Annotated in this window: 21 protein-coding genes; 4 read left to right on the top strand and 17 right to left on the bottom strand. The window is 64.7% G+C overall.

Annotated elements, in window-relative coordinates:
- Positions 1–45 precede the first annotated feature (45 nt).
- Both IPM49_10210 and IPM49_10205 read left to right on the top strand, forming a co-directional pair.
- Positions 46–576 (top strand): 3-hydroxyanthranilate 3,4-dioxygenase, encoded by a 531-nt coding sequence (locus tag IPM49_10210; GenBank protein MBK9274900.1) that lies wholly within the window; start codon positions 46–48, stop codon positions 574–576.
- A gap of 11 nt (positions 577–587) precedes the next feature.
- Complete coding sequence (locus IPM49_10205; GenBank protein MBK9274899.1) at positions 588–1,601, top strand: amidohydrolase; 1,014 nt, start codon at positions 588–590, stop codon at positions 1,599–1,601.
- On the opposite strand, the gene IPM49_10200 is transcribed toward IPM49_10205, so the two are convergent.
- Positions 1,598–5,461, bottom strand: a complete 3,864-nt coding sequence (locus IPM49_10200) for a gliding motility-associated C-terminal domain-containing protein (GenBank protein MBK9274898.1) — start codon at positions 5,459–5,461, stop codon at positions 1,598–1,600. The genes IPM49_10205 and IPM49_10200 overlap by 4 nt on opposite strands.
- 142 nt (positions 5,462–5,603) lie before the next feature.
- Between IPM49_10200 and IPM49_10195 the strand changes: the two genes are divergently transcribed.
- Positions 5,604–7,505 carry an amidophosphoribosyltransferase gene (locus IPM49_10195; GenBank protein MBK9274897.1) on the top strand — a complete coding sequence of 634 codons (1,902 nt, stop codon included), beginning with the start codon at positions 5,604–5,606 and terminating at the stop codon, positions 7,503–7,505.
- Here IPM49_10195 and IPM49_10190 read toward each other — a convergent pair.
- The 11 genes from IPM49_10190 to IPM49_10140 form a co-directional block, all read right to left on the bottom strand.
- On the bottom strand, positions 7,499–9,679 hold the full coding sequence (locus IPM49_10190; GenBank protein ID MBK9274896.1) for a hypothetical protein: 2,181 nt from the start codon (positions 9,677–9,679) through the stop codon (positions 7,499–7,501). The genes IPM49_10195 and IPM49_10190 overlap by 7 nt on opposite strands.
- A gap of 17 nt (positions 9,680–9,696) precedes the next feature.
- Positions 9,697–10,212, bottom strand: a complete 516-nt coding sequence (locus IPM49_10185; GenBank protein MBK9274895.1) for a DUF2480 family protein — start codon at positions 10,210–10,212, stop codon at positions 9,697–9,699.
- Positions 10,213–10,363: 151 nt separating this feature from the next.
- Complete coding sequence (locus tag IPM49_10180) at positions 10,364–10,684, bottom strand: SUF system Fe-S cluster assembly protein (protein MBK9274894.1); 321 nt, start codon at positions 10,682–10,684, stop codon at positions 10,364–10,366.
- A gap of 106 nt (positions 10,685–10,790) precedes the next feature.
- Positions 10,791–11,222, bottom strand: coding sequence for a SufE family protein (locus IPM49_10175; protein ID MBK9274893.1), 432 nt, complete (start codon positions 11,220–11,222; stop codon positions 10,791–10,793).
- The gene (locus IPM49_10170) at positions 11,219–12,517 is read right to left on the bottom strand and encodes a cysteine desulfurase (GenBank protein ID MBK9274892.1); all 1,299 of its coding nucleotides are present in this window, start codon (positions 12,515–12,517) and stop codon (positions 11,219–11,221) included. The genes IPM49_10175 and IPM49_10170 overlap by 4 nt, the downstream gene beginning before the upstream one ends.
- Positions 12,514–13,779 (bottom strand): Fe-S cluster assembly protein SufD, encoded by a 1,266-nt coding sequence (sufD, locus tag IPM49_10165; protein MBK9274891.1) that lies wholly within the window; start codon positions 13,777–13,779, stop codon positions 12,514–12,516. The genes IPM49_10170 and sufD overlap by 4 nt, the downstream gene beginning before the upstream one ends.
- 114 nt (positions 13,780–13,893) lie before the next feature.
- On the bottom strand, positions 13,894–14,640 hold the full coding sequence (sufC, locus tag IPM49_10160; protein ID MBK9274890.1) for a Fe-S cluster assembly ATPase SufC: 747 nt from the start codon (positions 14,638–14,640) through the stop codon (positions 13,894–13,896).
- A gap of 131 nt (positions 14,641–14,771) precedes the next feature.
- Complete coding sequence (locus IPM49_10155) at positions 14,772–14,975, bottom strand: hypothetical protein (protein MBK9274889.1); 204 nt, start codon at positions 14,973–14,975, stop codon at positions 14,772–14,774.
- Between the two features lie 29 nt (positions 14,976–15,004).
- A complete protein-coding gene (locus tag IPM49_10150; protein MBK9274888.1) occupies positions 15,005–16,225 on the bottom strand; it encodes a T9SS type A sorting domain-containing protein in 1,221 nt (406 codons plus the stop codon).
- A gap of 172 nt (positions 16,226–16,397) precedes the next feature.
- On the bottom strand, positions 16,398–17,846 hold the full coding sequence (gene sufB, locus IPM49_10145) for a Fe-S cluster assembly protein SufB (GenBank protein ID MBK9274887.1): 1,449 nt from the start codon (positions 17,844–17,846) through the stop codon (positions 16,398–16,400).
- A gap of 78 nt (positions 17,847–17,924) precedes the next feature.
- Positions 17,925–18,251: an iron-sulfur cluster assembly accessory protein gene (locus tag IPM49_10140; protein MBK9274886.1), complete on the bottom strand. Its 327-nt coding sequence runs from the start codon at positions 18,249–18,251 to the stop codon at positions 17,925–17,927.
- Positions 18,252–18,390: 139 nt separating this feature from the next.
- On the opposite strand from IPM49_10140, the gene thiL reads away from it, so the two are divergent.
- Positions 18,391–19,446 carry a thiamine-phosphate kinase gene (gene thiL / locus IPM49_10135; protein MBK9274885.1) on the top strand — a complete coding sequence of 352 codons (1,056 nt, stop codon included), beginning with the start codon at positions 18,391–18,393 and terminating at the stop codon, positions 19,444–19,446.
- A gap of 82 nt (positions 19,447–19,528) precedes the next feature.
- On the opposite strand, the gene IPM49_10130 is transcribed toward thiL, so the two are convergent.
- The 5 genes from IPM49_10130 to IPM49_10110 all read right to left on the bottom strand — a co-directional run bounded on the left by IPM49_10130 (position 19,529) and on the right by IPM49_10110 (position 26,385).
- Positions 19,529–20,446, bottom strand: a complete 918-nt coding sequence (locus IPM49_10130) for a hypothetical protein (GenBank protein MBK9274884.1) — start codon at positions 20,444–20,446, stop codon at positions 19,529–19,531.
- Positions 20,447–20,575: 129 nt separating this feature from the next.
- Positions 20,576–22,135, bottom strand: a complete 1,560-nt coding sequence (locus tag IPM49_10125; protein MBK9274883.1) for a hypothetical protein — start codon at positions 22,133–22,135, stop codon at positions 20,576–20,578.
- Between the two features lie 157 nt (positions 22,136–22,292).
- Positions 22,293–22,604 (bottom strand): hypothetical protein, encoded by a 312-nt coding sequence (locus tag IPM49_10120; protein ID MBK9274882.1) that lies wholly within the window; start codon positions 22,602–22,604, stop codon positions 22,293–22,295.
- Positions 22,601–25,633 (bottom strand): histidine kinase, encoded by a 3,033-nt coding sequence (locus tag IPM49_10115; protein ID MBK9274881.1) that lies wholly within the window; start codon positions 25,631–25,633, stop codon positions 22,601–22,603. The genes IPM49_10120 and IPM49_10115 overlap by 4 nt, the downstream gene beginning before the upstream one ends.
- Entirely contained in the window at positions 25,633–26,385 is a 753-nt protein-coding gene (locus IPM49_10110; protein MBK9274880.1) for a response regulator transcription factor, read from the bottom strand. Before IPM49_10110 ends, IPM49_10115 begins: the two co-directional genes overlap by 1 nt.
- Positions 26,386–26,414 lie beyond the last annotated feature (29 nt).

The following is a 26,414-nucleotide window of genomic DNA, read 5'->3' as shown; positions in this document are numbered from 1 at the left end:
CTTCGCCAGAGCGGCCCTAACTTGCGGCGGAACCCCTCCACCGCCATGGCCGTCCGTCGACCGTTCAACCTCAAGCAATGGATCGCCGACAACCGCGCGCTGCTCAAGCCGCCGGTCGGCAACAAGAACCTGTACGCCGATGCCGGCGACTACATCGTGATGATCGTCGGCGGCCCCAACGCACGCAAGGACTATCACTTCAACCAGACCGAGGAGCTCTTCTACCAGCTGGAGGGCGACATCGAGGTGGGCATCCAGGAGGATGGCAAGGCCGTCACCATCCCCATCAGGGAGGGCGAGATGTTCCTGCTGCCCGCGAACGTGCCGCATCAACCGCGTCGTGGTCCCGATACCGTGGGCCTGGTGATCGAGTGCAAACGCGATGACCGCGCCCTGGAGGACGGACTGCAGTGGTACTGCGAGAAGTGCAACACCCTGCTGCACGAGTACCGCTTCGTGCTGCACAACATCGAGAAGGACTTCCTGCCACGCTTCCGGGAGTTCTACGGCAACGAGGCCCTGCGGACCTGCCGCAATTGCGGTCATGTGATGGCCACCGATCCGCGCTTCTCCTGATGGCCGAGCTGCTGGCCATCGACGTCCATACGCACATCCTGCCGGAGCACATCCCCGATTTCGGGGCCCGCTTCGGATACAAGGGCTTCATCCACCTCGACCATCACCGCCCGGGCTGTGCACGGATGATGATGGATGACAAGTTCTTCAGGGAGGTGCAGGCCAATTGCTGGGATCCCCTGGTACGGCTGGACGAGTGCGACGGCCACCGCGTGCATGCCCAGGTGCTGAGCACGGTGCCCGTGATGTTCAGCTATTGGGCCCGACCACAGGACGCGCTGGAGCTTTCCGTGTTCCTCAATGACCACATCGCCGGCATCGTGGACCGTTGGCCGCACCGCTTCGTGGGCCTGGGCACGGTGCCCATGCAGGACAGCGCGCTGGCCGTGCAGGAGCTGGAGCGCTGCCGGTCGATCGGTCTCAGCGGCATCCAGATCGGTACCCATGTGGAGGGCATCAACCTGGGCGACCCCCGGTTCCTGGATGTCTTTCAGGCGTGCGAGGCCCTGGGCATGGCCGTGTTCGTGCACCCGTGGGACATGCTGGGCAAGGAGCGCATGGACAAGTACTGGCTTCCCTGGCTGGTGGGCATGCCCGCGGAGACCACCCTGGCCATCACCTCCATGATCTTCAGCGGGCTCCTGGAGCGCTTGCCGCGCCTGCGCGTGGCCTTCGCCCACGGCGGAGGGAGCTTTCCCGCCACGCTCGGCCGCATCCAGCACGGGTTCGAGGTGCGTCCGGACCTGTGCGCGGTGGACAACCAGGTGCCGCCCAAGGACTACCTCGGCCGGTTCTGGATCGACGCCTTGGTGCACGACCCCGCCATCCTGAAGCTCGTCGTGGACATGCTGGGCGCCGAGCGCGTGGCCCTGGGCACCGACTATCCGTTCCCCCTCGGTGAGCTGGAGCCCGGGTCCTTGATCCGCAGCATGCCCTGGGATGATGCCCGCAAGGAGATGCTGTTGAGCGGTGCCGCGCTGAGCTGGCTCGACCTGCCCCGCCAGCGCTTCATGCCAGGCTCCTAGCGCACCAGGTTCACGTGCCCGTACAGGATGTGGTCCTCGCCGTTCAGTTCGGTGTAGTCCACCCGCCAGACGTAGGTGTCGATCGGTGAGCCCACCCCCTTGTAGGTGCCGTCCCAGCGTCCGGTCAGCACGTCCGTCTCGAAGATCATTTCGCCCCAGCGGTTGAACACCATCATCCGGAACGTGTCGATCTCCTTGCCCAGCGCGAAGAAGGTGTCGTTGATCCCGTCCTCGTTGGGGGTGAAGGTGTTCGGCACGTACAACGCGCCGTCGATGATCACCAGCACCTGGTCCGTGGCCACGCATCCGTTCAGGTCCGTCAGCTGCACGGTGTACAGCGTGCTCGTTTCCGGTCGCACGGTGAGCAGCGCGCCGTTGGCCTGTTCCACATAGAGCTCCGGGCTCCACATGAAGGCGCCTTCCCCGGTGGCCGCCAGGGTGGTGGCGTCGCCGTAATCGATGGACATATCGGGGCCCGCGTTCACCACCGGTTGTGGCAGCAGGTCGATGGACACCTGGGCCGTGTCACTGCAGCCGTAGGCGTCCGTGGAGATCACGGTGAAGACGGTCGGCGTTCCCACCGTGGCGATGGGGGTGGCGCTGGTGTCGTTGTCCAGGCCCTGTGCGGGGTTCCAGATGTAGCTCACCCCGCCGCTGGCGAAGAGCGGCACCGGCGCGTTGGGGCACACCAGGGTGTCCGGCCAGGCATCGGCCATCGGCACCACCACCAGCACGGTCACCGTGTCCGGCGTGGTGCCACAGGTGTTGCTCACCAGCACCACGTAGTCCGTGGTGGTGGGCGGGGTCACCACCGGATCGGGAACAGTGAGCGTGGTGAGGCCGGGGGCCGGCACCCACCCATAGCTGTCGCCGCCGCTCACCTGGAGCTGCACGCTGCCCCCTACGCACACCGCCGTGTCCGCGGAGACCGGGTCGGGCGGAGTGAACTGCACGATCACCAGCACCGAATCCACGCCCACGCAACCATCGGCCGTCACGATGGTGATGGTGAAGAGCGTGGTGTCCGGCGGGGAGGCCAGCGGTGTGGGGCTCGTGGGGTCGTTCACGAAGCCGGCCGGGCTCCAGCTGTAGGTGGCGCCTCCGCTCGCGCTGATGGCCACCGCATCACCCGCGCACATCACCACGTCGGGCCCGGCGAAACCGGAGGGGTCGTCCACCACCACGTCCACGAAGGCGGTGTCCGTGCCGCATTGGTCGGTCACCAGCACTTGGTAGGTGGTGATGGCCAACGGGGTGCATACCGGGTCGGGCACGGTGGTGCTGTTGAGCCCTGTGCCGGGGCTCCACAGGTAGCTGGTGCCTCCGCTGGCCTGAAGCTGGACGCTGGACCCGGCGCATACCGCCGGCACACTGTCCACCGAAGCGTCCAGCGGGTCCACCACCTCGATGGTCACGTAGGCCGTGTCCGGCGGCGTGCAGTCCAGGCTGTCCTCCAGCACCATCATCACCGTGTAGGTGCCCGGTGCCCCATAGGCGTGCGTCGGTTCGAAATCGGTGCTGGTGGCGCCATCGCCGAAGTACCAGGTGTAGGTATTGCCGCCATTGCTCAGGTTGGCGAACTGCGCGGTTCCCGGATGGCACACGTACTGCGGGCCGTCGATGGCGATCACCGCCAGGGTCTGCGACAGCGCGAACTTGAACACGCCTAGGTTGCAGTTCGGGTTGTTGTTCGTGTTGCTCCACGCGCCCGGAGTGGTGGGGAAGTCGCTGTTGCCGCCGCAGCCCGCACACACCGCCTGGTACACGTTGCCGTTCTTGTCGAAGCGGCTGGTGCCGCCGTCCACGTGCTCGGAGCTGAGGTTGCCGCCGAAGAAGGTGGCGTAGTTGAGACCGATGGCATCGGGCTCCAGCACCATCAGATGGAAGTCGCTACCGTCCGTGGTCGTTTGGAACGCGCCCGGGGTGGTTGGCAGGCCGGTGGTGGTGCTGGTGTTCGGCACGCCGTTGTTGTTCACCGCGCCGCCCCAGCCGGAGAAGTAGATCTGCCCGCAGTCGCTCACCAGGAAAGCGGATGGTGCGATGTCCTCCGTACCGCTGCCATTGCCGATGCGCGTGCTCCACAGCGAGCCACTGAGCGCATGGTTGAACTTGTGGATGAACTGGCTGCTGCCGGGGTTGGCGTACTTGCCGGGCGTCACCGGGTAATTGCCCCTCGTCTGACCTACCACGTACACCTCGTCGTCCGTGTCCAGCTGCACGAAGTAGCTCTGGTCGTAAGCGGCGGTGCCCAGGTAGGTGGAGCCCAGAAGGGCGTTGCCCGTGGCGTTGTACCGCATGATGTAGCCGTCCACGCTGCCGTTGTGGCTTGCGTCGTACGGGGTGCCGGCCATCGGCAGGTCCGTGCTGGTGGTGCCCCCGGTGACGTAGACCTCGCCATTGCTGTCGAACTGCACGCCGAACGCGCTGTCGTCCCCGGTGCCGCCCACATAGGTGGCCCAGAGCAGATTGGTGAGAGGGGCGTTGAGCCGGAACACATAGCCGTCCTGTTGTCCGCCTCCGAAGGCCGCCTGCGGAGCACCGGGCGTGACGGGAAGCCCGGTCGTTTCGGTGCTGGTGGCCACCACCGGGTTCCCATTGGGGTCCAGGGCGATCTCGCCGCGGAACGAATCGCCGTAGTTGTAGGCCAGGGCACCGTCGTTGTTGATGCCATCGGCACCGGCGCCGCCCACGTAGGTGGACCCCAGCAGTGCGTTGCCGGCTGCGCTCAACCGCGCCACGAAGGCGTCAACGCCGGAGAAATGGTTGTACCCGTAGCCGATGGTGAAGTTGAGCGAGGGGCCTCCACCGAAGCTGTTGTCGAAACAGCCCGCCGTGGTGGGAAAGTCGCTGGAGCCCGTGCTGCCCAGCACGAACAGCTCGCCCGCATCGTTCACCACCAGGCTGTGCGGCGATTCGTTCTGCCCACCGCCGAGGTAGGTGCTCCACAACAACGTGCTGCCGGTGGCGTCCCACTTGCTGATGCCCACGTCGATGGTGCCGCCGGACAGGTTGGTCTGAAGCGCGCCGACCGTCACCGGGTAGCCGAAGCCGAACACGATGCCGCCCCCGTACAGGTTGCCCGCCGCATCGTAGGTGGCGGTGAAGCCGAAGTTGTCCGCCGTGCTGCCCGAGTAGCTGGCGAAGGTGAGGGTGGGGTCGATGACCAGCAGGCCGTGGTCGTCGTACCCGTCCGGCAGCTCGAAGCCGAGACGGTCACCCTCCAGCCGGTAGCGGCAGGCGATGGCCCCACCGGGTCCGAAGGCGATGGGAGCCTCTTCCACCACAGTGCCGGCGCTGGTGCGCACCACCAGCCGGCCCTGCTCGAGCGCCAGCGCATCCTGGCCGCTGTACCGCATGCGGATCCGCCCCGGATCGACGCCGGGCTGGACAAGCAGGTCGTACTTCAGGCCCTTGCTGCCATCCACCCGCAGGTCGATGCCCGGGTACAGGTCCTTCACCCATACCTCCCGGAACACCCCGCAATCCGCGCCCCAGCGCGCCGGGTCGTTGCCGATGAAGTGGTTCTCGCGATGGCCCAGCACCTGTCGGCCCTCACCCACACCGCCCGAAGCCCCCTCGAAGGTCACCCGGTAGGCATGGGCCCTGTACGGGTCCTGTTCGGCGTGGTCGTGCGCATCCCCGGCATGTCCATGGCGGTGGTGGGCACCGCCTTCCGCCAGCACGAACGTGAGGGCGCCGCGCTCCACGAAGAGGGCGCCGCCGGGGATATGGGCCCGATAGAGCACCTGCGAGGGCCACTGGCCGCGGTTCTCCGTGAAGGTGACCCCGCTGCCACCCGACGCGCCGCAGGCGAGCAACAAGCCGAAGGCCAGGCCGATGGACCGGTGGGCGGGGAGCACGTCGTCGAAATTACGCTGGGTAGACAGGCCCCGGGCCCCGGAAGTTGCTTGGAACGGGTAGGGGAGGCGATGGAACGGGAAGCGGCCGGACGGGGCGGCGTACCTTTGCGGTCCGGTCCCTCTCCCGGCCGGCCCGCCGCCGATGAGCGACGTCCTCCAGCACGAGTGCGGCATCGCGCTCATCCGCCTCCGCAAGCCGCTGGCGCACTACGCCGAACGCCACGGCACCCCGTTCTTCGGCCTGCAGCGCATGTTCCTCCTCATGGAGAAACAGCACAACCGCGGCCAGGACGGTGCGGGAGTGGCGTCCATCAAGCTGGACCCCCTGCCCGGCACGCCCTACATCGACCGCGAGCGCAGCACTGACAAGCAGGCCATCCAGAAGATCTTCGGCCGCGTCCAGAAAGGCCACGAGGATGCCCTGCGGCTGCCAGGCGCCCGGCCCGATGACGCCGAATGGCTGAAGGCCCATGTGCCCTTCCTGGGCGAGGTGCTCCTGGGCCATCTGCGGTACGCCACCTTCGGCCGCGACAGCCTGGAGAACTGCCATCCCCGCCGCCGCCTCAACAACTGGATCACGCGCAACCTGGTGGTGGCCGGCAACTTCAACATGACCAATGTGGACGAGCTGTTCAACCTGCTCGTCAGCATCGGCCAGCACCCCAAGGAGCGCAGCGACACCATGACGGTGCTGGAGAAGATCGGTCACTTCCTCGACGTCGAGAACGACCGCATCGCGCAGATCCACCGGCAGTTGGGGTACAACGACCGGCAGATCACGCAGGTGGTCGCCGAGAAGCTCGATGTGCGGCAGATCCTGGTGAACAGCGCGCTGGACTTCGACGGCGGCTATGCCCTGGCCGGCATGATCGGCCACGGTGATGCCTTCGTGCTGCGCGATCCCAACGGCATCCGCCCCGCGTTCTGGTACGCCGACGAGGACGTGGTGGTGGTGGCCAGCGAACGCCCCGCCATCCAGACCGCGTTCCATGTGCCCACCGAGGCCGTGCATGAGCTCACCCCCGGGCACGCCCTCATCATCCGCAAGGACGGCAGCTACGGCGAGCACCTGGTGCGGGAGCCCCGCGAGAAACGCTCGTGCTCCTTCGAGCGGATCTACTTCAGCCGCGGGAGCGACCGCGATGTGTATCAGGAACGGATCGCCCTGGGCCGCTCGCTGTGCCCGGCGATCCTGGAGGCTGTGGACCACGACCTGGAGCACACCGTGCTCTCCTTCATCCCCAACACCGCCGAAGTGGCCTGCTTCGGCATGGTCCGGGGGTTGGAGGACGAACTGGACCGCATCAAGGCGCGCCGCATCCTGGAGCTCGGCCCCGCACCCGATCCCGACGCGCTGGCCCGCATCCTCGCCCTGCGGCCCCGCATGGAGAAGGTGGCCATCAAGGACGCGAAACTGCGCACCTTCATCACCGGCGATGACACCCGCGACGACCTCGTGGCGCACGTGTACGACATCACCTACGGCACCGTGCGCCCCGGGGTGGACAGCCTAGTGGTGCTGGACGACAGCATCGTGCGCGGCACCACCCTGCGGCAGAGCATCCTGCGCATGCTGGACCGGCTTGGTCCGCGGCGCATCGTGGTGGCCAGCAGCGCCCCGCAGATCCGCTACCCCGATTGCTACGGGATCGACATGGCCAAGCTGGGCGACCTCGTGGCCTTCCAGGCGGCCATCGCCCTGCTGAAGGAGACCAAGCAGGAGAACATCATCGACGATGTGTACGAGCGCTGCATGGCCGACGTGGACAAGCCGCTCGGCAGCATGGTGAACCATGTGAAGGACATCTACCGCCCCTTCAGCGCCGACCGCATCAGCGCCAAGATCACCGAGCTGCTCACCCCACCGGGGATCAACGCCGAGGTGCGCATCCTGTTCCAGACCATCGAGGGCCTTCATGCGGCCTGTCCGGGGCATCTGGGCGACTGGTACTTCACCGGCGACTACCCCACGCCCGGCGGCGACCGCGTGGCCCTGCGGGCCTTCATCAACTGGCGCCAGGGCAAGAACGTCCGGGCCTACTGACCCTCACGCCGCTCGATCCGCCCGCGTTTCTCCAGGCGCTGGCGTTCCTCCGCCGGCAGCTCGAGCACCGCATCGCCATGCAGCACGATGCGCGATGACCGGTCGAGCTGCACGCGCGCGCCGGGCTCCAGCCGCAGCGTCGCACCGGAGAGCACGTGCAGTTCGCTGGCCCGCACCAGTTCCAGCGACGCCGAGGACCGTACGAGGAGGGTGGCTCCCGTGGTCACCACGAAGCGCGTCGGTGCGCTGAACCAGGTGCGGCCGTCGGCCTCCTCGGGACGGTCCACGCGGGTGGGCGTGGCCGACCGGTCGAGCAGCAGGCGGGCGCCCGCCTCCACGCTCAGGCCCACCCCGCCGCGTCCGCGCAAGGGCGGCAGCACGATGCTGTCCGCACACCAGCGCACTTCCCGGTCCACCACGTTGTCGTCGGTGCGCACGCGCACGGTGGCCGCACCGTCCGCCGCCTGGGCGAGCAGCTCCACGCGCAGCCCGTTCAGCACCACCAGCCGCGCATCGGGCGCCCCGCCTTTGTGCAGGGCCTTGCCGCCCGCGCTCACCAGCGTCATCAGGTTGGCGGTGCCGGGGTTGGTGGCCAGGCCCAGCGCACGGTTCCCGATCATACGGAAGGCGTGCTCGGGCCGGCCGAAGAACACGGCCTCCTCCGTGGTGCGACCGTCCACGATGCGGGTGCCGGGGATGTAGTGCTCGCGGCGGTCGAGACGGCCATCGCCGTTGCGATCGTACACCGGAAGCTCCAGCTCGTGGCCGCCGCTCAAGGGGTTCGCATCGCGGCTGTCGGCGAAGAAGGGCATGCTGCGGCCTCCGCCGAACGGACAATCCGTGGACAGCGTATCCCCGCGCAGCTCCAGGTCGAAGAGGCCGGTGGCAGGCACTGCGCGCAGGTAGTCGGCATGACCCTGGTAGGTGTCCTTGCCGGCACGTTCCTCGTGCGCCACCTGCACCAGGGCGAAGACTCCGGGCTCCACCGGATCGATGCAGCGGCTGTCGGCCTCCCAGTGAAAACGGTCCGTCGGGCTGCCGTTGCGGGCGAAGCCCAGGTGGTTCTCCAGCCACAGCCATTGCGGGTGTACATCCGCGGGCAGGTAAGGCAGCCGGATCCGGATCGCATCACCGGTCGTCACGAAGTCGCGCAGCACATACACGCCCGTATCGCCTTCGGCGGGGTCCAGGTCGCCGTCGGTCCAGCGTCCGTCCGTGGTACGGGCATTGATGCGATACGGCGCTCCATCGGCCCGCCAGCCCAACCGGTCGCGGTCCCACCCGCTGCAGGTGAGCAGGGCGCTGCTCGCCGCCCCCATCATGCTGTGGCCGCCCTGCAAGGGGATGAAGTGGCTTTGGAAGTTGGAAGCGTTCCCGCCCCCGCTGTGGAAGTTGTTGCCCCCCAGCAGCAGGTGGTTGAACTCGTGCTTCAGGATCTCGAAAGGCAGGGCGTTCATCCCACCGAAGCGGCTCTGGGTGTCGCTCTCGTAGCCGTACAAGGCACCGCTGCTGCCCGGGTCCGTGCTGCCCTGGCCATGGGTCAGGCCGCTGTTGCGCAGGATCAGCATCACGTGGTCGTAGCTGTGCGGACCGTCCGGACCGGCCTCCTTGGCCACGCCAGGCGTGCGCCCGTCCTTCCAGAGGTCGAAGTCAGCCACCGAAAGACGATGCGCGGTGCGCAGGGCGCCCAGCTTGTTGGCCTCGGCCACCGCCGCCCTGCTGAGGTCATTGGCGCTGCGCAGGTCGCCGTGCTCGCTCTGACGCAGGCGCAGCAGCTGGTCCACATGGTCGCCCAGCACCGTGTAGCGGCCCAGGCTGATGTCGTGGTAGTAGCGCGTCACCATCGCCTTGGGCACCGGCAGCGGTTGTGGGTCGAAGACCTCGTCCTTCCACAGGGGCAGGCGGCCCTTCGGCCAGTGCGCGGCCCCATCGGGCTGCGGGTCGCGTGCGGGGTCCTTGTCGTACACCACCTCGGCGAACAGCACCAGCACGCGCAACGTGCCATGCGGGCTCAGGTACCAGCCATGTTCACTGCGGATGCGCGCGGTATCGGGCGATCCGCTGGTCGGCACCGCACCGGGCGCCACCGGCGAACCAGCGGCATTGCGCGGAACACCCTGTGCGAACGCCGTGATGCACGAACAGACGAAGAAGAAGAGCAGGCTGGTCCGCATGCCCGTGAAGATACGCCCTACCCCTTCGGCGCCTTGTACAGCGGCACCGTGCTGCACGGCTCCCCGAACATCAGGCTCTTCACCACAGGCAGCAGCTTCGCGCTCAGTTCCACGTAGGCGTTCAGCGGCACGGGCAGCTTGCTGCAGCCCTTCACCACCACACGGGCATTGCGGTAGGGCTCAACATCCAGTTGCTGCACGAATCGGGTGAACACGGCGCGTTCCAATTGGTCCGCATCACCCTGCGTGACGAAGGCCGCGTGCGGCTGCAGGTGCGTGGCCACGAGCATATTGGCCCAGGTGGGCACGATGGCATCGGCGCTGCAGTGCACGCTCACCAACTTGCCCGCATACTGCGACCAGTTGTGCTCCTTGCAGAAGGCCCGCAGGTCATCCTCCTTCAGGGCGATCTCCTGCCACAGCAGCGGCTTCAGGTCGAAGACGACGCGCTCACCGGCCGGGTACATCTCCTCCAGGTCGAGGGTGATGATGCCGGAGGAGGCGACTTTGTTGATGATGGGTTGATCCGACATGTCCTGTTTGAACGCTTGGTCAACATCCAGGGGCAACGCTGATAGGTCGACCCAGTGGGTCGACGCTACAGGTGCCCTGTAGCCAGGTTGTTGCCAACCTGCCATCATTCCAGGTGTTCATCTGTGTCATCGGCGCCATCTGTGGATGTACTCACATGAACCCCAGCTCCAACTGCGCCGCCTCGCTCATCATGGTCCTGTCCCACGGTGGTTCGAAGGTGATCTCCACCTTGGCGCTCTTCACACCCTGCACGTCCGCCACTTTCTGCTCCACCTCGCCGGGCAGGGTCCCCGCCACCGGGCATGCCGGACTGGTCAGGGTCATTTTGATGTACACGCTGGCGTCGTCGTGGATCACCACGTCGTAGATCAGCCCCAGCTCGTAGATGTCCACCGGGATCTCCGGGTCGTACACCGACTTGAGGGAGTTGATGATGCTCTCCTCCAGTTGTTTCTTCTCCTCGGGGGTCATGATGCACGCTCAGTTTCTAACCGCCACGCCGCAGCGGACGCCAAGAATGCGCAACGTGGCGTAACCCGTTGCGTTCGTTGCGCCGTTGCGGTGAAATGAATTTCCCTCATGACTTGGAAGAGTAGGCGAGGGCGTAGCGTTTCATCTGGTCGATCATCGCGCTAAGCCCGTTCGCGCGGTTGGGGCTCAGGTGTGCCCGCAGGCCGATCTGATCGATGAACTCAGTTGATGCGCCCAGGATCTCTTGCGGTGTGCGGTCGTTGAACACGCGCACCAGCAGCGCCACAATGCCCTTGGTGATCATCGCGTCGCTATCGGCGGTGAAGTGCACGAGGCCGTTCTGCGGAGCGGCATGCAGCCATACCCGCGATTGACAACCCCGCACGAGGTTGTCGTCCGTCTTCTGCTCCGGCGCGATCAGGGGCAGGTCCTTGCCCAGTTCGATCAGGTGCTCGTAACGGTCCTGCCAGTCAGAGAACATGGCGAACTCGTCAATGAGCTCTTGTTGGGTCTGGGCCAATGTCGTCGTGGTGCTCATCGTAGCATCTTGACAGCTTTCCTGGTCGCCGCCACCATCACATCCACCTCCTCCACCGTATTGAAGCACGCGAAGCTCGCCCGCGTGGTCCCGCTCACGCCGAAGCGCTCCATCAGCGGCTGGGTGCAGTGGTGGCCCGTGCGCACGGCGATGCCCTGCTGGTCGAGCAGGGTGCCGAGGTCGTAGTGGTGGACGCCTTCAACGACGAAGCTGATCACGCCCACCTTCTCCTTCGCCGTGCCGATGATGCGTAGGCCATTGATGGTGAGCAGTTCCTTGGTGGCGTGCTCGAGCAGCGCGTGCTCGTGCTTCGCCATCGCAGCCTTGTCGTAGTCCTCCATCCAGCGGAAGGCCTCGCCCAGGCCGATGATGCCGGCGATGTGCGGCGTGCCCGCCTCGAACTTGAAGGGCAGCTTGGCGTAGGTGGTTTTCTCGAAGGTGACCACGTCGATCATCTCGCCGCCGCCCTGCCAGGGGGGCATGCGCTCCAACAGCTCCTCGCGGCCATAGAGCACTCCGGTGCCGGTGGGCCCGTAGGCCTTGTGCCCGCTGAAGGCGTAGAGGTCGCAGCCGAGGTCCTGCACGTCCACATCCAGGTGCGCGATGGCCTGCGCCCCGTCGACCACGGTGATGATGCCAAGCTTCTTCGCCTCCGCGACCAGTTCTTTCACCGGGTTGATGGTGCCCAGCGTGTTGCTGACATGCGAGATAGCGAGAACCTTCGTCCGCTCGGTGAAAGTGCTCGTCGCGCTACCCGTCGCGTCGTCGCGTCGTCGCGGTTCAAGTTCGCCGCTGTCCGTGATCGGGATCACCTTCAGCTTCGCCCCGTGCCGTTCGCACGCCAGCTGCCAGGGAACGATGTTCGCATGGTGCTCCATCCCACTGATCAGCACCTCGTCGCCCTCGTTCGCCAAAGCCTTGCGCGAAGGCGAACTTCCCCACAGCAATTGTCCCAGGCTGAACGCCGCCAGGTTCAGGCTCGCCGTGGTTCCACTGGTGAAGATCACCTCGTGCGCGTGCTTGGCGTTGATGTGCTTGCGGATGATCTCCCGCGCGGCCTCCTGCGCTTCGGTGGCCTTGGTGCTCAGCGTATGCACGCCGCGGTGGACGTTGGCGTTGGTCGTGGCGTAGTAGGCGCTCTCGGCCTTGATCACGCGGCGCGGCTTCTGGCTCGTCGCGGCGTTGTCGAAGTACACCAGCGGCTTGCCGTGCACCAGCTCCTTCAGGATCGGGAACTGCGAGCGGATCTCGGCGATGTTGAACGCTTGGGAGACCGGTGCCGCTTTGGTGCTCACAGGTGTGCGAGTTTGTTGTCGATCAAGGCCGTCAACACCGCCTTCCACTCCTCGTTCTGGATGCGCTCCACCACCTCGGTGATGAAGGCATGGGCCATCAGCTTGCGCGCTTCTGCCTCGCTCACCCCGCGGCTGCGCAGGTAGAACAGCCCTTTCTCGTCCAGGCGACCGATGGTACACCCGTGGCTGCACTTCACGTCGTCGGCGTAGATCTCCAGCTCGGGCTTGGTGTACACCTTGGCGTCGTCGCCCAGCAGGATGTTCGCGTTGCTCTGGTAGGCGCGGGTGCGCTGCGCGTCGGGCGCCACGTACACCTTGCCATTGAACACACTGGTGCCCTTGCCCGCCACGATGCCCTTGTAGAGCTCGTCGCTGGTGCAGTCCGGCACGTCGTGACCGATGTAGGTGTGGTTGTCGCAATGCGTGGTGCCGTTCAACAGGTACACGCCGTTCAGTTCGGCATGCGCTTCCCGACCAGCAAGGGAAACGTTCACCTCGTTGCGCACCAACGAACCGTTCAATGTGGTGGTGTCGATGCTGAAGCGGCCTTTCGCACCGATCGACACGCCATCGAGGCCGATGTGTGCGGGACCATTCCCTTCATTCTGCAACAGGTGGATGGTGAGGCTCGCGCCTTCTCCGATCACGCTTTCGCGGATGCTGTTGACGAGTGATGATGATGCGTCCGTTCCGATGTGTTCGAAGATCACTTCCACGCTCGTGCCTTCATGAAGCATGAAGAGATCGCGCGGCTGGATCAATTGCCGATCACCGCTTGACATGTGCAGAACATGGATCGGCTTGCTGGTCCTAGTGCCCTTGGTGGCGAGGATGATCAGACCATCCGTAGGCGCAGCGGTGTTCATCGCCGTGAAGAGACGATCGCCGATGGGGGCCAGTGTGCCGTAGTGCGCCTTCACCGGGCCGTGTGCCAAGTGGTTTTTCAGGCTGTCGACGACGATGCCCTTGTCGGCCTTCAGGTCGTCGCTGAGGTCCGCGCGGAAGTGGCCGTTGACGAAGACGATGCGGGTGGTATCGAAGGGCAGGCGGGCGGGCAGTGCGACGGTCGCATCACCTTGCGGGGCGCTGTATGCGTCCTTGAACAGCTTGCCAACGCGGGTGTATTTCCAGGCCTCGGTGCGGGTGGTGGGCACTGGCAGGGTGTTTACCTGGGCCAGGGCTTCGGCGGCGTTGGGCCAGGTGCTGGCTTGCAACAACGGCAACACCGTTGTCTTGGGGTCGGTCTGGGTCAATGTGGTCATGGCTTCATCAGTCGACCCAATGGCTCCGATACATATCGGAGGACGCTACGGGTGCCTTATCGCGGCCTTGGTATTTCATCATCTGATCGTCTGATTATCTGATCTTCTGATCGATCACGCCATTTCCTTGATCCAGTCGTAGCCCTTCGCCTCCAGCTCCAGCGCCAGTTCCTTCGGACCGCTCTTGATGATGCGGCCATCGGCCATTACGTGCACCACGTCCGGCACGATGTAGTCCAGCAGGCGCTGGTAGTGCGTCACCACGATGAAGGCGTTGTCGGTGGAGCGCAGCTTATTCACGCCGCCGGCCACGATGCGCAGCGCGTCGATGTCCAGGCCGCTGTCGGTCTCGTCCAGGATGCCGAGCTTGGGCTGCAGCATCGCCATCTGGAAGATCTCGTTGCGCTTCTTCTCGCCGCCGCTGAAGCCCACGTTCAGATTGCGGTTCATGAGATCAGCGTCCATCTCCACCAGCTTGGCGCGTTCGCGCACCAGCGCAAGGAAGTCCTTGCCGCCGAGCTCCTCCAGGCCGTTCGCCTTGCGCGTCTCGTTCAGTGCGGTGCGCAGGAAGTTCATGTTGCTCACGCCGGGTATCTCCACCGGGTACTGGAAGGCGAGGAAGATGCCTTTCCAGGCACGTTTCTCCGGTGCCAGCTCCAGCAGGTCCTCACCGAGGTAGGTCACGGAGCCTTCCGTCACCTCGTACTCTTCGCGTCCGGCCAGCACATTGGCCAGGGTGCTCTTTCCGGATCCGTTCGGACCCATGATCGCATGGACCTCCCCGGGTTTGACCTCAAGGTTCAATCCCTTGAGAATGTCTTTGCCCTCTATTCGGGCGTGCAGTCCTTCAATCTTCAGCATGGTCTCATACGACTATTTAGAACCGTTCTAAAGTCGAACGGAGGCCAAAGGTAGGGCCGCTGTGGGAGGCGACCAAGGGTGAGTATGGAACAGTCTAGCGAATCAATGGTTCGCGTGAGAGCCTAGCCCTGTCAGCAATGCGTGATGATCGCATTTGTGTTGCAGATGATGACATACTGGTCTCCGATCTCGAGGAGATGGAAGTTCCGCCTCCGGACCTCGCGAATCAGTTCTTGGAACAGGCCCATACCGTCAACGTCAGATTTCTGTCTCCGAACGACCCCCTCACCATTTGCCTCGGCCGCAGAGAAGATTTGATCAATCCAGGCGCTCATTTGCTTGCTCTAGTTGAGTGGTTAGCTGGTTATTCGCGCACCAAGGACTGGCTGACGGAGCCGTTGGCTGTGCTCACTTGAAGTGAATAGGTCCCAGCAGCTTCCCGGCTCAGGTCAAGTACGCGCAAAGTCTTGGAGCCATTGGCCATGAACGTCTGGTTCATCACCTGTCTGCCTCGGCTATCGAACACGACCAAGGACACCATGCCTTGCAGTTCCAATTCGAGATTGAACAGACCATTGGCTGGATTGGGGAAGACGCGCACGCCTTGGAGCGGCATGTTATCCTCGTCGCCGATGCCGATGCCAAGAGAAACGCTCGTGCATTGGCCGGTGGAGTTCACGCATCCGTTCTCATCGACATAGGTGTAGATGATGGTATGAGTTCCGACACCTGCTGCTGCCGGATCGAACGACACACCAGAAACGCCAGGACCAAGGAAGACGCCGTTGGGAGGGGTTCCGGTCAATGTCGCGGGACCGTCCGTGGTTTGATAACTCGCATCTAGACCAGTCATAGTTAGCACCTCAGTTGAGACGCAAGGGGGAACAAGGGCAGCACTATATAGCGCATCGATTTCAGTTGCGGTCAATGCGCGGGTCCAAAACCCAATGTCGTCGAGGTCGCCTGTTACCCATTGATTGTCGGTGACGGAATTCGCTGACCCTATGCTGAATGCAGAACTGCCCTGAAAACAATTGCCAGCTGGACCGCCGGAGCCTGACGCAAGGAGATTCCCATCGACGTATAGAAAGGATTCTGTTTCTGAGTCGACAATGGCGACAAAGTGCCATGCATTGTTCAGGTTACCCAGGGGTACAGTTGGTATGTAAGTGCAGAACGAGTAAAGGTTGAAAGCTTGGGAGCCGTATTCGTAGGCATAAGCGAAGGTGTGACTTCCGTATGTGCCAAGTTGAAAGTATGTGTCGTAGGGCTGGCCTCCGGCGTCCCCTACATAGCGCATCCAAGCAGTTACTGTGGTGGAGGCAGTGTTCGATATCGCGTTGATGTTACCCGCAATGAGCTGGTCCACACCATTGAAGCTGTATGCACTATTCGAGTTGCCGAATCGGTCCACGGTGAGTGACGCGTTGTTGGTGACACCATGGTTCCCATTTCCGCTCGCGTCATTCGCGTTGCCACTGAATGGCCACCATCCGATGAGCCCGTTCGTGGGCACGTAGCTTGGCACTTGAGCATTTGCGGCGATGCTGAGAGAGACAAGGGCCAAAGAGTAGAGGAGGCGCATGGGCAATGGTGTTTGTTGTGGCAAGGTACTGCGCATCTTTGAAATGGTGGCGAACATCATTCGGGACGGTTGCGTGAGCGATTGAAGCGAATACCCCGCAGCGACGAAGGAGCGAGGAGTAGCAGCGAAAAGCGCGACCCCGAGGCTTTTGCGAGGGGGCACGCCCAAACTCCTATCCTACAGATCCTTCAAGGCTTACAGCCAACAGCTTCTGGGCTTCAACAGCGAACTCCATCGGCAACTGGTTCAACACCTCTTTGCAATAGCCGTTTACGATGAGGCTCACCGCCTTCTCCGTCTCGATACCCCGTTGATTCAGGTAGAAGATCTGGTCCTCGCCGATCTTGCTCGTGGTGGCCTCGTGCTCCACCATCGCGCTCGGGTTCTCGCTCTCGATGTAGGGGAAGGTGTGCGCGCCGCAGCGGTCACCGAGCAGTAGCGAATCGCACTGGCTAAAGTTGCGCGCGCCCTTCGCGCCACGACCGATCTTCACCAGTCCGCGGTAGCTGTTGTTGCTGAGACCCGCGCTGATGCCCTTGCTCACGATGGTGCTCTTGGTGCCCTTGCCGATGTGGACCATCTTGGTGCCGGTGTCGGCCTGCTGGCGGTTGTTGGTCACCGCCACGCTGTAGAACTCGCCGATGCTGTTGTCGCCCTTCAGCACGCAGCTGGGATACTTCCAGGTGATGGCGCTGCCGGTCTCCACCTGCGTCCAGCTGATCTTGCTGCGCTCACCCAGGCAGAGGCCGCGCTTGGTGACGAAGTTGTAGATGCCGCCCTTGCCTTCCTTGTCGCCGGGGTACCAGTTCTGGACGGTGCTGTACTTGATCTCGGCGTCCTTCAACGCCACGAGTTCCACCACGGCGGCGTGCAGCTGGTGCTCGTCGCGGATGGGGGCGGTGCAGCCTTCGAGGTAGCTCACGTACGCGCCCTCGTCGGCGATCAGCAGGGTGCGCTCGAACTGACCGGTCATGGCCTCGTTGATGCGGAAATAGGTGCTGAGCTCCATCGGGCAGCGCACACCCGGCGGGATGTAGCAGAAGCTGCCATCGCTGAACACGGCGCTGTTGAGCGCGGCGAAGTAGTTGTCCGTGCGCGGCACCACGCTGCCGAGATACTTCTTCACCAGATCGGGATGCTCCTTCACGGCTTCGCTGAAGCTCATGAAGATGATCCCTTTCTCCTTCAGCGCCGCTTGGAAGGTGGTCTTCACGCTCACGCTGTCGAACACCACGTCCACGGCCACGCCCACCAAGCGTTTCTGCTCTTCCAGCGAAATGCCCAGCTTCTCGAAGGTCTTCACCAACTCGGGATCGGCCTCGTCCAAGCTGTTGAGCTGCGGCTTCTTCTTCGGCGCGCTGTAGTAGTAGGCGTTCTGGTAATCGATCTTGGGGTAGTGCACGTGGGCCCAGTGCGGCTCCTCCATCTTCTCCCAGATGCGGTACGCCTCGAGGCGCCATTCCAGCATCCACTCGGGCTCGTTCTTCTTGGCGCTGATGAAGCGCACGATGTCCTCGTTCAGGCCCTTGGCGGCCTTCTCGCTCTCGATGTCCGTGACGAAACCGTAGGCGTATTCCTTTTCGGTGACCTCGCGGAGGATATCGTCGGTGTCTTGTGCCATTTCGCTCAGGCTATTAGGGGGTAGGTCGACCCAGTGGGTCGACGCTACAGGTGCCTATCTGGGACGTTGGTTCCACACTCAGATGCTGAAGCTCTCGCCACAGCCGCAGGTCCGGTTGGCGTTGGGGTTGATGAACTGGAAACCTTTGCCGTTGAGGCCACCACTGAAATCGAGGGTGGTGCCCAGCAGGTACAGCAGGCTCTTCTTGTCCACCACCACTTTCACGCCGTTGTCCTCGAAGACCTTATCACCCTCCTTCATTTCGTTGTCGAAGTCTAGGTCGTACATCAGGCCGCTGCAACCGCCGCCCTTCACGCCCACCCGCACGAAGTGGTTCGGGCCGCGGCCTTCCTGGCCCAGGAGCTTGGTGACTTCCGCCTTGGCGGGTTCGGAGACCTTGATCATCGTCCGTTGTGCTTATTTAGAATTAGTCTAAACAAGTTCCAGAGCAAAGGTACACCCCGCGGCCGTGGCGGCCAAGGGCGGCGGTGGAACACCTGTCTCGGTCCCGGGGTTCGCCGGGTACCTTCGCGGCCCAAGGACCATGGCAGACACCCCCTCCCGTACCGAGCTCTCCGCCCTGGGCGAGTTCGGCCTCATCGAACGCTTGTCCTCTAGGGTGCAGCTCGCCCAGCCCTCTTCCGTGAAGGGCATCGGCGATGATGCGGCTGTGATCGACGCCTCAGGCCTTCATCAGGTGATCACCACCGACATGCTGGTGGAAGGCGTGCACTTCGACTTGGCCTACATGCCGCTGAAGCATCTGGGCTACAAGGCCATCGTGGTGAACCTGAGCGACGTGTACGCCATGAACGCCGAGCCCCGGCAGGTGACGGTGGCGCTGGCCTTGAGCAACCGCTTCCCGGTGGAGGCGGTGGACGAGCTCTACGAGGGCATGTTGCTGGCCTGCCGCAACTACGGAGTGGATCTGGTCGGCGGGGACACCTGCAGCAGCAGGAGCGGCCTGGTGATCGCGGTGACGGCCATCGGTGCCGCCAAGCCGGAGGAGATCGTGTACCGCAGTGGCGCGGGCGAGCACGACCTGCTGGTGGTGAGCGGCGACCTCGGCGGCGCCTACATGGGCCTGCAGGTGCTGGAGCGGGAGAAGGCGGTGTTCACCGAGACGGGTGCCCAGCCCGACCTGGCCGGCCACGACTACATCCTGGAGCGCCAGCTGAAGCCGGAGGCCCGCAGGGACATCGTGGCCCTGCTGAAGCAACTGGGAGTGAAACCCACGGCCATGATCGACATCAGCGACGGGCTGGCCAGCGAAGCGTTGCACATCGCCCGCAGCTCTGGCGTGGGCGTGCGGCTCTACGATGAGAAGCTGCCGATCGACCCGCACACGTTCAGCACGGCCCGGGACTTCCACCTCGACCCCACGGTGTGCGCGCTCAGCGGGGGTGAGGACTACGAGCTGCTCTTCACCATCGCGCAAAGCGACTACGACAAGATCAAGGGCAACCCGGACCTCACGGTGGTGGGCCACATGACCGATGCGAACAGCGGCTACCGCCTTGTTGACAAGCAGGGCGGCGAGCACGAGCTCACGGCCCAAGGTTGGGATGCGTTCCTGAGCACAGGCCGGTCCCGTTCTTGATCCAGTGCATCGATCGTGGACGGCACGCTGCCGTGGTGACGAACTGGCGGTGATCCGGAACTGACCAAGGGTGGCTGGCACCCTATTTCTTTCCTCCCTTTGGCGTCCTAGCCGGCTTGGGCGAGACCCTGGGCGGTGCGGTTCGCACGCCGGGCTTGCTCGTGAGCCGCGTTTTTGCGGGTTTCGCCTGGCCGGTGTTCATCAGTGTGCGGCTGTGGTCGGGCGCCAGGGCCGTCCGTGTCTTCGCATGGTGCAGGTGCGCATCGCGATACCGGACCTGCACGGTGGTACTGCGCACACGCCGCGGGATGTAGAGTGCATGGGCATGCACGACACGGCAATGCGGCCATGGGCGGTACCAAGTGCGGTAGTGAATACCCCGGCTCCACCAGATCCGCCAGGGATGCGGGCGCCAGGGGCGCCACCAGGGCGGGTAGTTGCCCCACGCCCATTCCGAGGAGAAAGGGGAGAAGCGCGGGCTGAAGCAGAACGGAACGGGGCGCCAGCCCCACACGTTCACCACCACCTGCATGTGCACGAGCGCAGGGGCCGAGGGCCCTTTGCCCTCCTTGGCGGCACCTTCCACCTCGGCGAACGGCTCCACGATGGTGCCTTCCGGGTACAGGTCCTCGTCGCCCCGGATCTGCAGGATGGCACTGTCCGGTCCCACCTTTTCGATCTCGATCACCGCCACGTCCTGGTCCTCGGTGGCGCTAACCGGCACGCGCAGCGTCACCACCACGGCATCACCCTCGCGCAGCGCCTCCACCCGCACGTAGTCCACCTGCCCGTCGTTGTTCAGGTCGAGGTTGTTCACCTCGTTGTCCTCCATGTTCAGGACCTTTTCGAACACCTCCAGCTCGATGTTGTCCTTGAAGAGCTCCAAGGCCCCCTGCAGGCTGAAGTGGTCCCCGGGAAGACCGGTACTGTCCGTGGGCAGGGGATCCTGGGCGCTCAGCACCATCGGGATGAGCGAGGCGAGCAGCAGGGGATGGCGCATGTTGACAGGTTTGTTCCAATTGGACACGGTATGGCAGGGTGGGTTTGATCCGCAGGACCGTTGTGTTGGGGTCCTGGGCGCCCGAAGATCTGGAACGAGGTCCCTCAGCACCCCGCCGCGTCGTCGTCCTCAGGCCGCCCGGCTCCCACCGCGCGCTTTCTCACGGACCAGCTCACCGTAGGGCCTGCCGGTGAGGTGGCTCTCGGCCCAGGTCAGGGGATCGAGATGCTCGAAGGCGGGCTGTTCCAAGGGGTCTTCGGCCAGCAGGGTGAGGTCGTCGTGGAAGCGCCGGAAGGCCGCGTGCTGCTGACGGTGGTCCAAGGGCTTGAGCAGGTCGCGGACGAGGCGCAGGAAGACCTGTTCGAACCGATGGGTGCGCGAACGGTCCTTCAGGTACCGCTCCGTATTGCGCAGGGTGTATGGCAGCAGTTCCTTGTCGTCGGTCTCCAGCCGGAGCATCAGCTCGAGCATCCGCGCGTAGGCCACGATGCCGCCCTGGTCATCACGGGCCTCGTTCAACAGGCGATGGCACCAGCGCAGGGCCTCCACCGGCCGGCCGCCGCCGAACAGGGCCACGGCCACTTGGAACATGCACCCGGTGCGTCGGAGCGTGCCCAGTGCCTGGCCATGCCGTTCCAGCCCCCGCTCCACCGCGGGCACCATCGCCAGGGCCTGCTCGAACGCACCGCTCGCGCAGTGGATGCTGAGCTCCAGGGAGGTGCCCGTGGCGAAGAGCTTCATCTCCAGATCCTCCGTTTCGGGCATCTGCCAGGCAGATGGGGCCAGCCGATAGGCTCGGAGGTGTTCACTCGCTTCGGTGAAGCGTCCCGTGCGGGTGCAGACGTATGCCAGGTTGCTCAGCACCGCCAACAGCCGGTACGGTTCGTCCATGAACTTCGGACGCTCGGCCTCCAGCAGTTCCCGGTTCGCGAGCAGGTGCGTACGGCTGGTCTCCAGGTCGCCGGTGGCGAAGGCGGCCACGGCCTCCAGGTGATGGTGCAGGTAGCGCGCCTGGGCCGAGCTGTGCGCATCCACCTCCGGGCGGTCACGCCGTGCCATGATGGCCCGGACCCGTTCCACCTGTGCGATGCTGCGGGCCTGACCTTCCCCGTAGAGGGTCAGGAACACTTCGCTCTTCAGGTCCCAGAGGGCATCAAGCTCCGTCAGCCGTGAACGAAGCCATGCGGCCCGCTCGCGTTGGTCGCTCAGGGTGGCGATGGTCGCCTGTTGATAGTGCGTTCGTTCCATCAGCCGGCGCTGCCACACCTGCACCTCCACCAGCACGTGCAGCTTCTCGTGCCGGGTGGCCAGTCGCTCCACACCCGCCAGGTGCCGTTCCGCATCGGCGTACAGGGCGCGCTGGTAGAGCACCTCCACCTCGTGCATGCGCCGGCGGAGCCGGGCATCCACGGATGACTGCGCGTGATAGGCCGAGAGGCTTTCCAGGATCGTGTTGTGCAGCCGCTGTTTGGCGATGGCGAATCGCGCTGTGAAGCCGCGTCCCTTGAAGCGCTGCAGCAGCGCCTCCTCGTCGTACGTCTCCATGGCGGAGATCGCGTTGAAGAGCAGCAGGTGGTTGCTCTTCCCCCGGATCAGGTGCCGTCCCGCATACAGCTTGAAATAGCGCTTCTCCGCCGCGTCCATGGAACGGATCAGCCGGTGGACCTGATCGGACGCTTTCCTGGACATGGTTCCGGACTTGGATAGAGGAAAGCTAGCCGGTATGCCCCAGCCCGGGTGCTCGACCACGAGGAACGGCCCGCTTGCTGCGGGCAGCGGCACGGACCGGCCGGAACGACAACGCCCTGGACCAGACCAGGGCGTCGATCACGTTCGTTCGTCAGGTTCAGTTCCCTGACGAACCGATGTTCTTCTTCTTGTTGCGCTCACCATCGGCATCCTCATCCCCATCATCGGAGATGTCACCGTCGTCCTCGCCCCCCTGCTCATCGAGGTCACCGGAGCGCAGAATGCCTTCCGAGCTCTGCGGCTCTTCCTTCAGGATGGACGTCGAACCGTGGTCAGCCTCGTTCGGTCCCTGCTGCAGACGCTTGTCCTCTCCGGTCAGCACCTCTCCTGCAGGCGCGACCTGCTCCTTGGTGCAGGCGGCCAAGGCCACCACCATGAGCAGGAAGACGATGAGGTTCCGGACCATCATGTTCCAAAGGTAAGGTGCCCGGGGCCGGATCGCAAATCCGGACCGGTGGAAGGGGATGGACCGTTGCTCGGCAGGTCGATGGTGACCTGTGTGCCCATGATCCGACCGTCCGCGCCCTGCACCTGCTCGGGACCGGTGATCCTGATGTCCGTCACTTGGAGGTTCCGCAGCACGTCCGCCCGGCCTTTGGTGATCTCGATCCCCCTGGAGATGTGGTCACCGCTCTGCTTGCGCGCCTTGCTCTGTTCGATGCCCAGCCCATCATCGGCGATAATGACCCGCACCCGGCCGGCCTCTCCCGGGTCGACCCGGATGGTGACCTGACCTTGGCGCTCGGTGGGCAGGATGCCATGCCAGATGCTGTTCTCCACGTAGGGCTGCAGCATCATGGCCGGCAACCGCACCTGGAGCGTGTCCACCCCCGGATCCACCGTCAGGATGTAGCGGAAGCGGTCCTTGAAGCGCATGTGCTCCAGGACGAGGTACAGCTCCAGTCGTTCGAGCTCCTCGGCCAGGGAAGTGGTGTCGCTCTGGCTGGCATCGAGGTTCTTGCGGATGAGCTTGGCGAAGCTCGTGAGATAGCGGTTCGCCGTGGCCCGGTCCTGTTTGTTGATGTGGAACTGGATGCTGTTCAGGGCATTGAAGATGAAGTGCCGGTTCATGTTGGCGTTCAATGCCTGCTGCTCGAGCTGGAGCATGCGTGACCGGAGCATCAACTGGCGGGTGCGCTCCAGGCGATGACGCTGAACGGAACGATACCGGGCCACACCGCCCACCGAGCCGATCACCACCGCCCCGGTGAGCGCGAAGAACCACCACCGGGCCCAGAACGGCGGCTGTACATCAAATGCGTATTCCTTCGGTGGGCTCCATCGGCCGTTGCGCCCCCTGGCCATCACTTGGAACACGTAGTGACCGTGGGGCAGGTTGCTGAAACTCGCCGATCGCACGTCCGTTTCCGGCAGCCAGTCATTGTCATGGCCCAGCAGGCGATAGCGGTAGACCACCTGTTCGGGCGCGCTCAGGCTGATGCCGGTGAAATCGAAGGTCAGGTGGTTGCGTTCGTAGGGGAGCAGAAGGCCTGTGGGAAGCCCCGAAAAGCGGTCGGTACCGGTGGACCGCCCTTCCCAGCCCGAGGGTCGGAGGAACCAGCGCAGGCCGGTGATGTGGAGCGGGATGACGTCCGTGTGCCGGGTGGGCTCGGATGCGGGCGGATGCAGGACCAGGCCGCGCGAAGTGCCGAAGAACAGCCGGCCCTTGGTGTCCAGATGCGATGCGTTCAGGTTGCACTCCAGGCTCAGCAGCCCGTCGCTGCTGGTGTAGTGGGTCACCCCGCCCCCGGTGGTCAGCAGGCTGTCCGGTGCCACCTGGAACAGGCCGTTGTTGGTGCCCACCCAGATCCGTCCGTCGCTCGTGACACGCAGCAGGTCGATGTAGTTGGAGCCGAAGTCCGGTGCCAGGCGGAGCACACGAGGGCCGGATCCGGTGAAGCAGACCAGCCCGTCCGCGGTGCCGGCCCAGACCCTTCCGCGGCGGTCCTCGGCCAGGCAGTACACCGCCCCGGTCGGGAGCTCCCGCCCGGCGGCCCATGTCGTCCAGCCGTTCGCGCCCCGCCGCGCCACGCCCACCTCATGGGCCACCCATAAGCGGCCATCGCCGTCGCGATGCAGGGCCCGGATGGACCGGAGCGGTACGCCGGGCGGCCCGGGTTCCCGCCGCAACCGGTCCTCGCGGATCGAGAAGAGCCCTTCCCGGGCGCCGCACCACAGCGTGCCGTCGGGGTCCTCGTGCAGGGCAACGATGCGTTCATCCCGAAGGGACAAGCTGTCCGGAAGCGGCACCACCACGCCGTTGCGCAGCCTGCACAACCCGTCGCTGGTGCCGAACCACAGGCTGTTGTCCCGGCGCCGCAGCCCGGTCCATACGGTGTTGTTCGGCAGCCCGTCCAACGTGCTCACCAGCGCCATGCCATCCATCCGGCAGATCCCGTTGCCATATGTGCCCAACCACAGGTCGTTCGCGCTGTCGGCCACCAGGCACATCACCTGATCGCTGCACAATCCATCGCGCTGCGTGTAGGTGACGAACCGGTCCCCGGTCCAGCGCAGGATCCCCGCTCCATCCGTTCCGAGCCACAGGTCGCCATTGTCGTCCACCGATACGCACCAGATGTTGTCGTTCGGCATGCCCTGGTTCACCGTGAGCGCCCGGATGCGGCCGCCTTCGATGACGTTGACGCCGAACTTGCTGGCCAGCCACACGCGGCCCTGGCGATCGATCGTCACGCTGCGCACATTGTTCTGCAGGAGCCCGTCGGTCTCATCGATCTCCTCCACGGTGCCATCGGGCCGGAGCGCGAAGACCCCTTGTCCGAACGTGGCCACCCAAAGGGTGCCATCCTCGCCTGCGGCCATGCTGCTCACGTTGGAGCGGTCCTCGCGGCCCAGGATCACGGTCGTGCAGCGGCCATCGGCCCATCGGAGCAGGCCATTGCGCAGGCCGATGTAGACGGTGCCATCCGCCAGGCAGAGCAGCGATCGCACCGTACCGGCGGTATCTGTGGGAAAGCCCTCCAGACCATGCACCCTGCCGTCCTCGTGCACCAGCACACCCCGGTCCTCCACCCCGATCAGCACCCGCCCACGCGCATCCGTGGCCAGGGCGGTGATGCGCGGGCGGTCGAGGCCCGGCAGCGGGATGGGGATCACCTCCGTGCCGTGCCTGAAGCTCACGAGGCCTCCTCCGGTGCCGCACCACATCGAGCCGTCGGGACGCGGAAGAAGGGCGTTCACCTGCGCATCGGGCAACCCCTGTTGCAGGGCGTGGTTGCGGAACCCGCTGCCGTCGAACCGGCTCACGCCGCCCAGTGTGCCGATCCAGAGGAAGCCCTGCTCATCCTGTGCGATCGTGCGCACCTGGCTTTGGGCGAGCCCGTCCCTGGTGGTGTAGTGGATGAAGCCGAACTGCTGGGCCCGCAGCAGGCCCATGGAACCGAGCAACAGCCCGAGCAGCAAGCCCGTGCGCCGCATCAGAAGGTGGGGATCAGGGCAAGGAAGTCGGGCATTTTGCGGCGCGAAACGGGGATCATGGCGCCGTTGTCCAGCACGGCCATGTTGCCTTCCCCCCGGCTGAACGCGCGCAGGTGCTCCAGGTTGATGATGTATGACTTGTGGACGCGGAAGAAGCGCTTCGGGTCCAGGTTGTTCTCAAAGACCCGGATGTGCTTGCTGCTGATCTGCCGCTTGCCGTCGCGTGTGTGGATGGTGGTGTAGCTGTCGCTGGCCTCCAGGTAGAGGATGTCCTCATGCTTCACCAAGGTGAGCCCGTCGCGACCCGGAACGGCCATGCGTTTGCTCAAGGGGGAGGCGGGGTCCAGGAGCAGCGCCGCGATGGCACCGGTCTGTTGCGGTGCGGCCGCGGGGTCCGACGCCATGCGGCGGAGCTTTGCGGCCGCCCGCTTGAGCTCCTCCACATCGATCGGCTTCTCGAGGTAGTCCAGGGCGTTCTCCTTGAAGGCCTGCAGCGCATATTCGTCGTAGGCGGTGGTGAAGACCACCGGAAGCTCCTGCCCTTGCAGGGAATGAAGCAGCGCAAAGCCATCCTCTCCCGGCATCTTGATGTCGAGGAAGAGCGCCTGCGGGTGTTCCATCGCGATCAGTTCGCGCGCCTCCTGGGCGCTTCCCGCCGAGCCCACCACGACCAGGTCGGGGCAGTGCTCCTCCAGCATCATCCGCAGGTTCTCCCGGGCGTCGGGTTCGTCGTCCACGATCAGTACACGCATGGCCGATGGGTTTGGTGGGCTCAAGCTAG

The organism is Flavobacteriales bacterium, assembly GCA_016715895.1.
Classification (GTDB): Bacteria; Bacteroidota; Bacteroidia; order Flavobacteriales_F; family PHOS-HE28; genus PHOS-HE28.
Note: the sequence above shows the minus strand (reverse complement) of the source record. Positions and strands in the feature narration are given on the sequence as shown.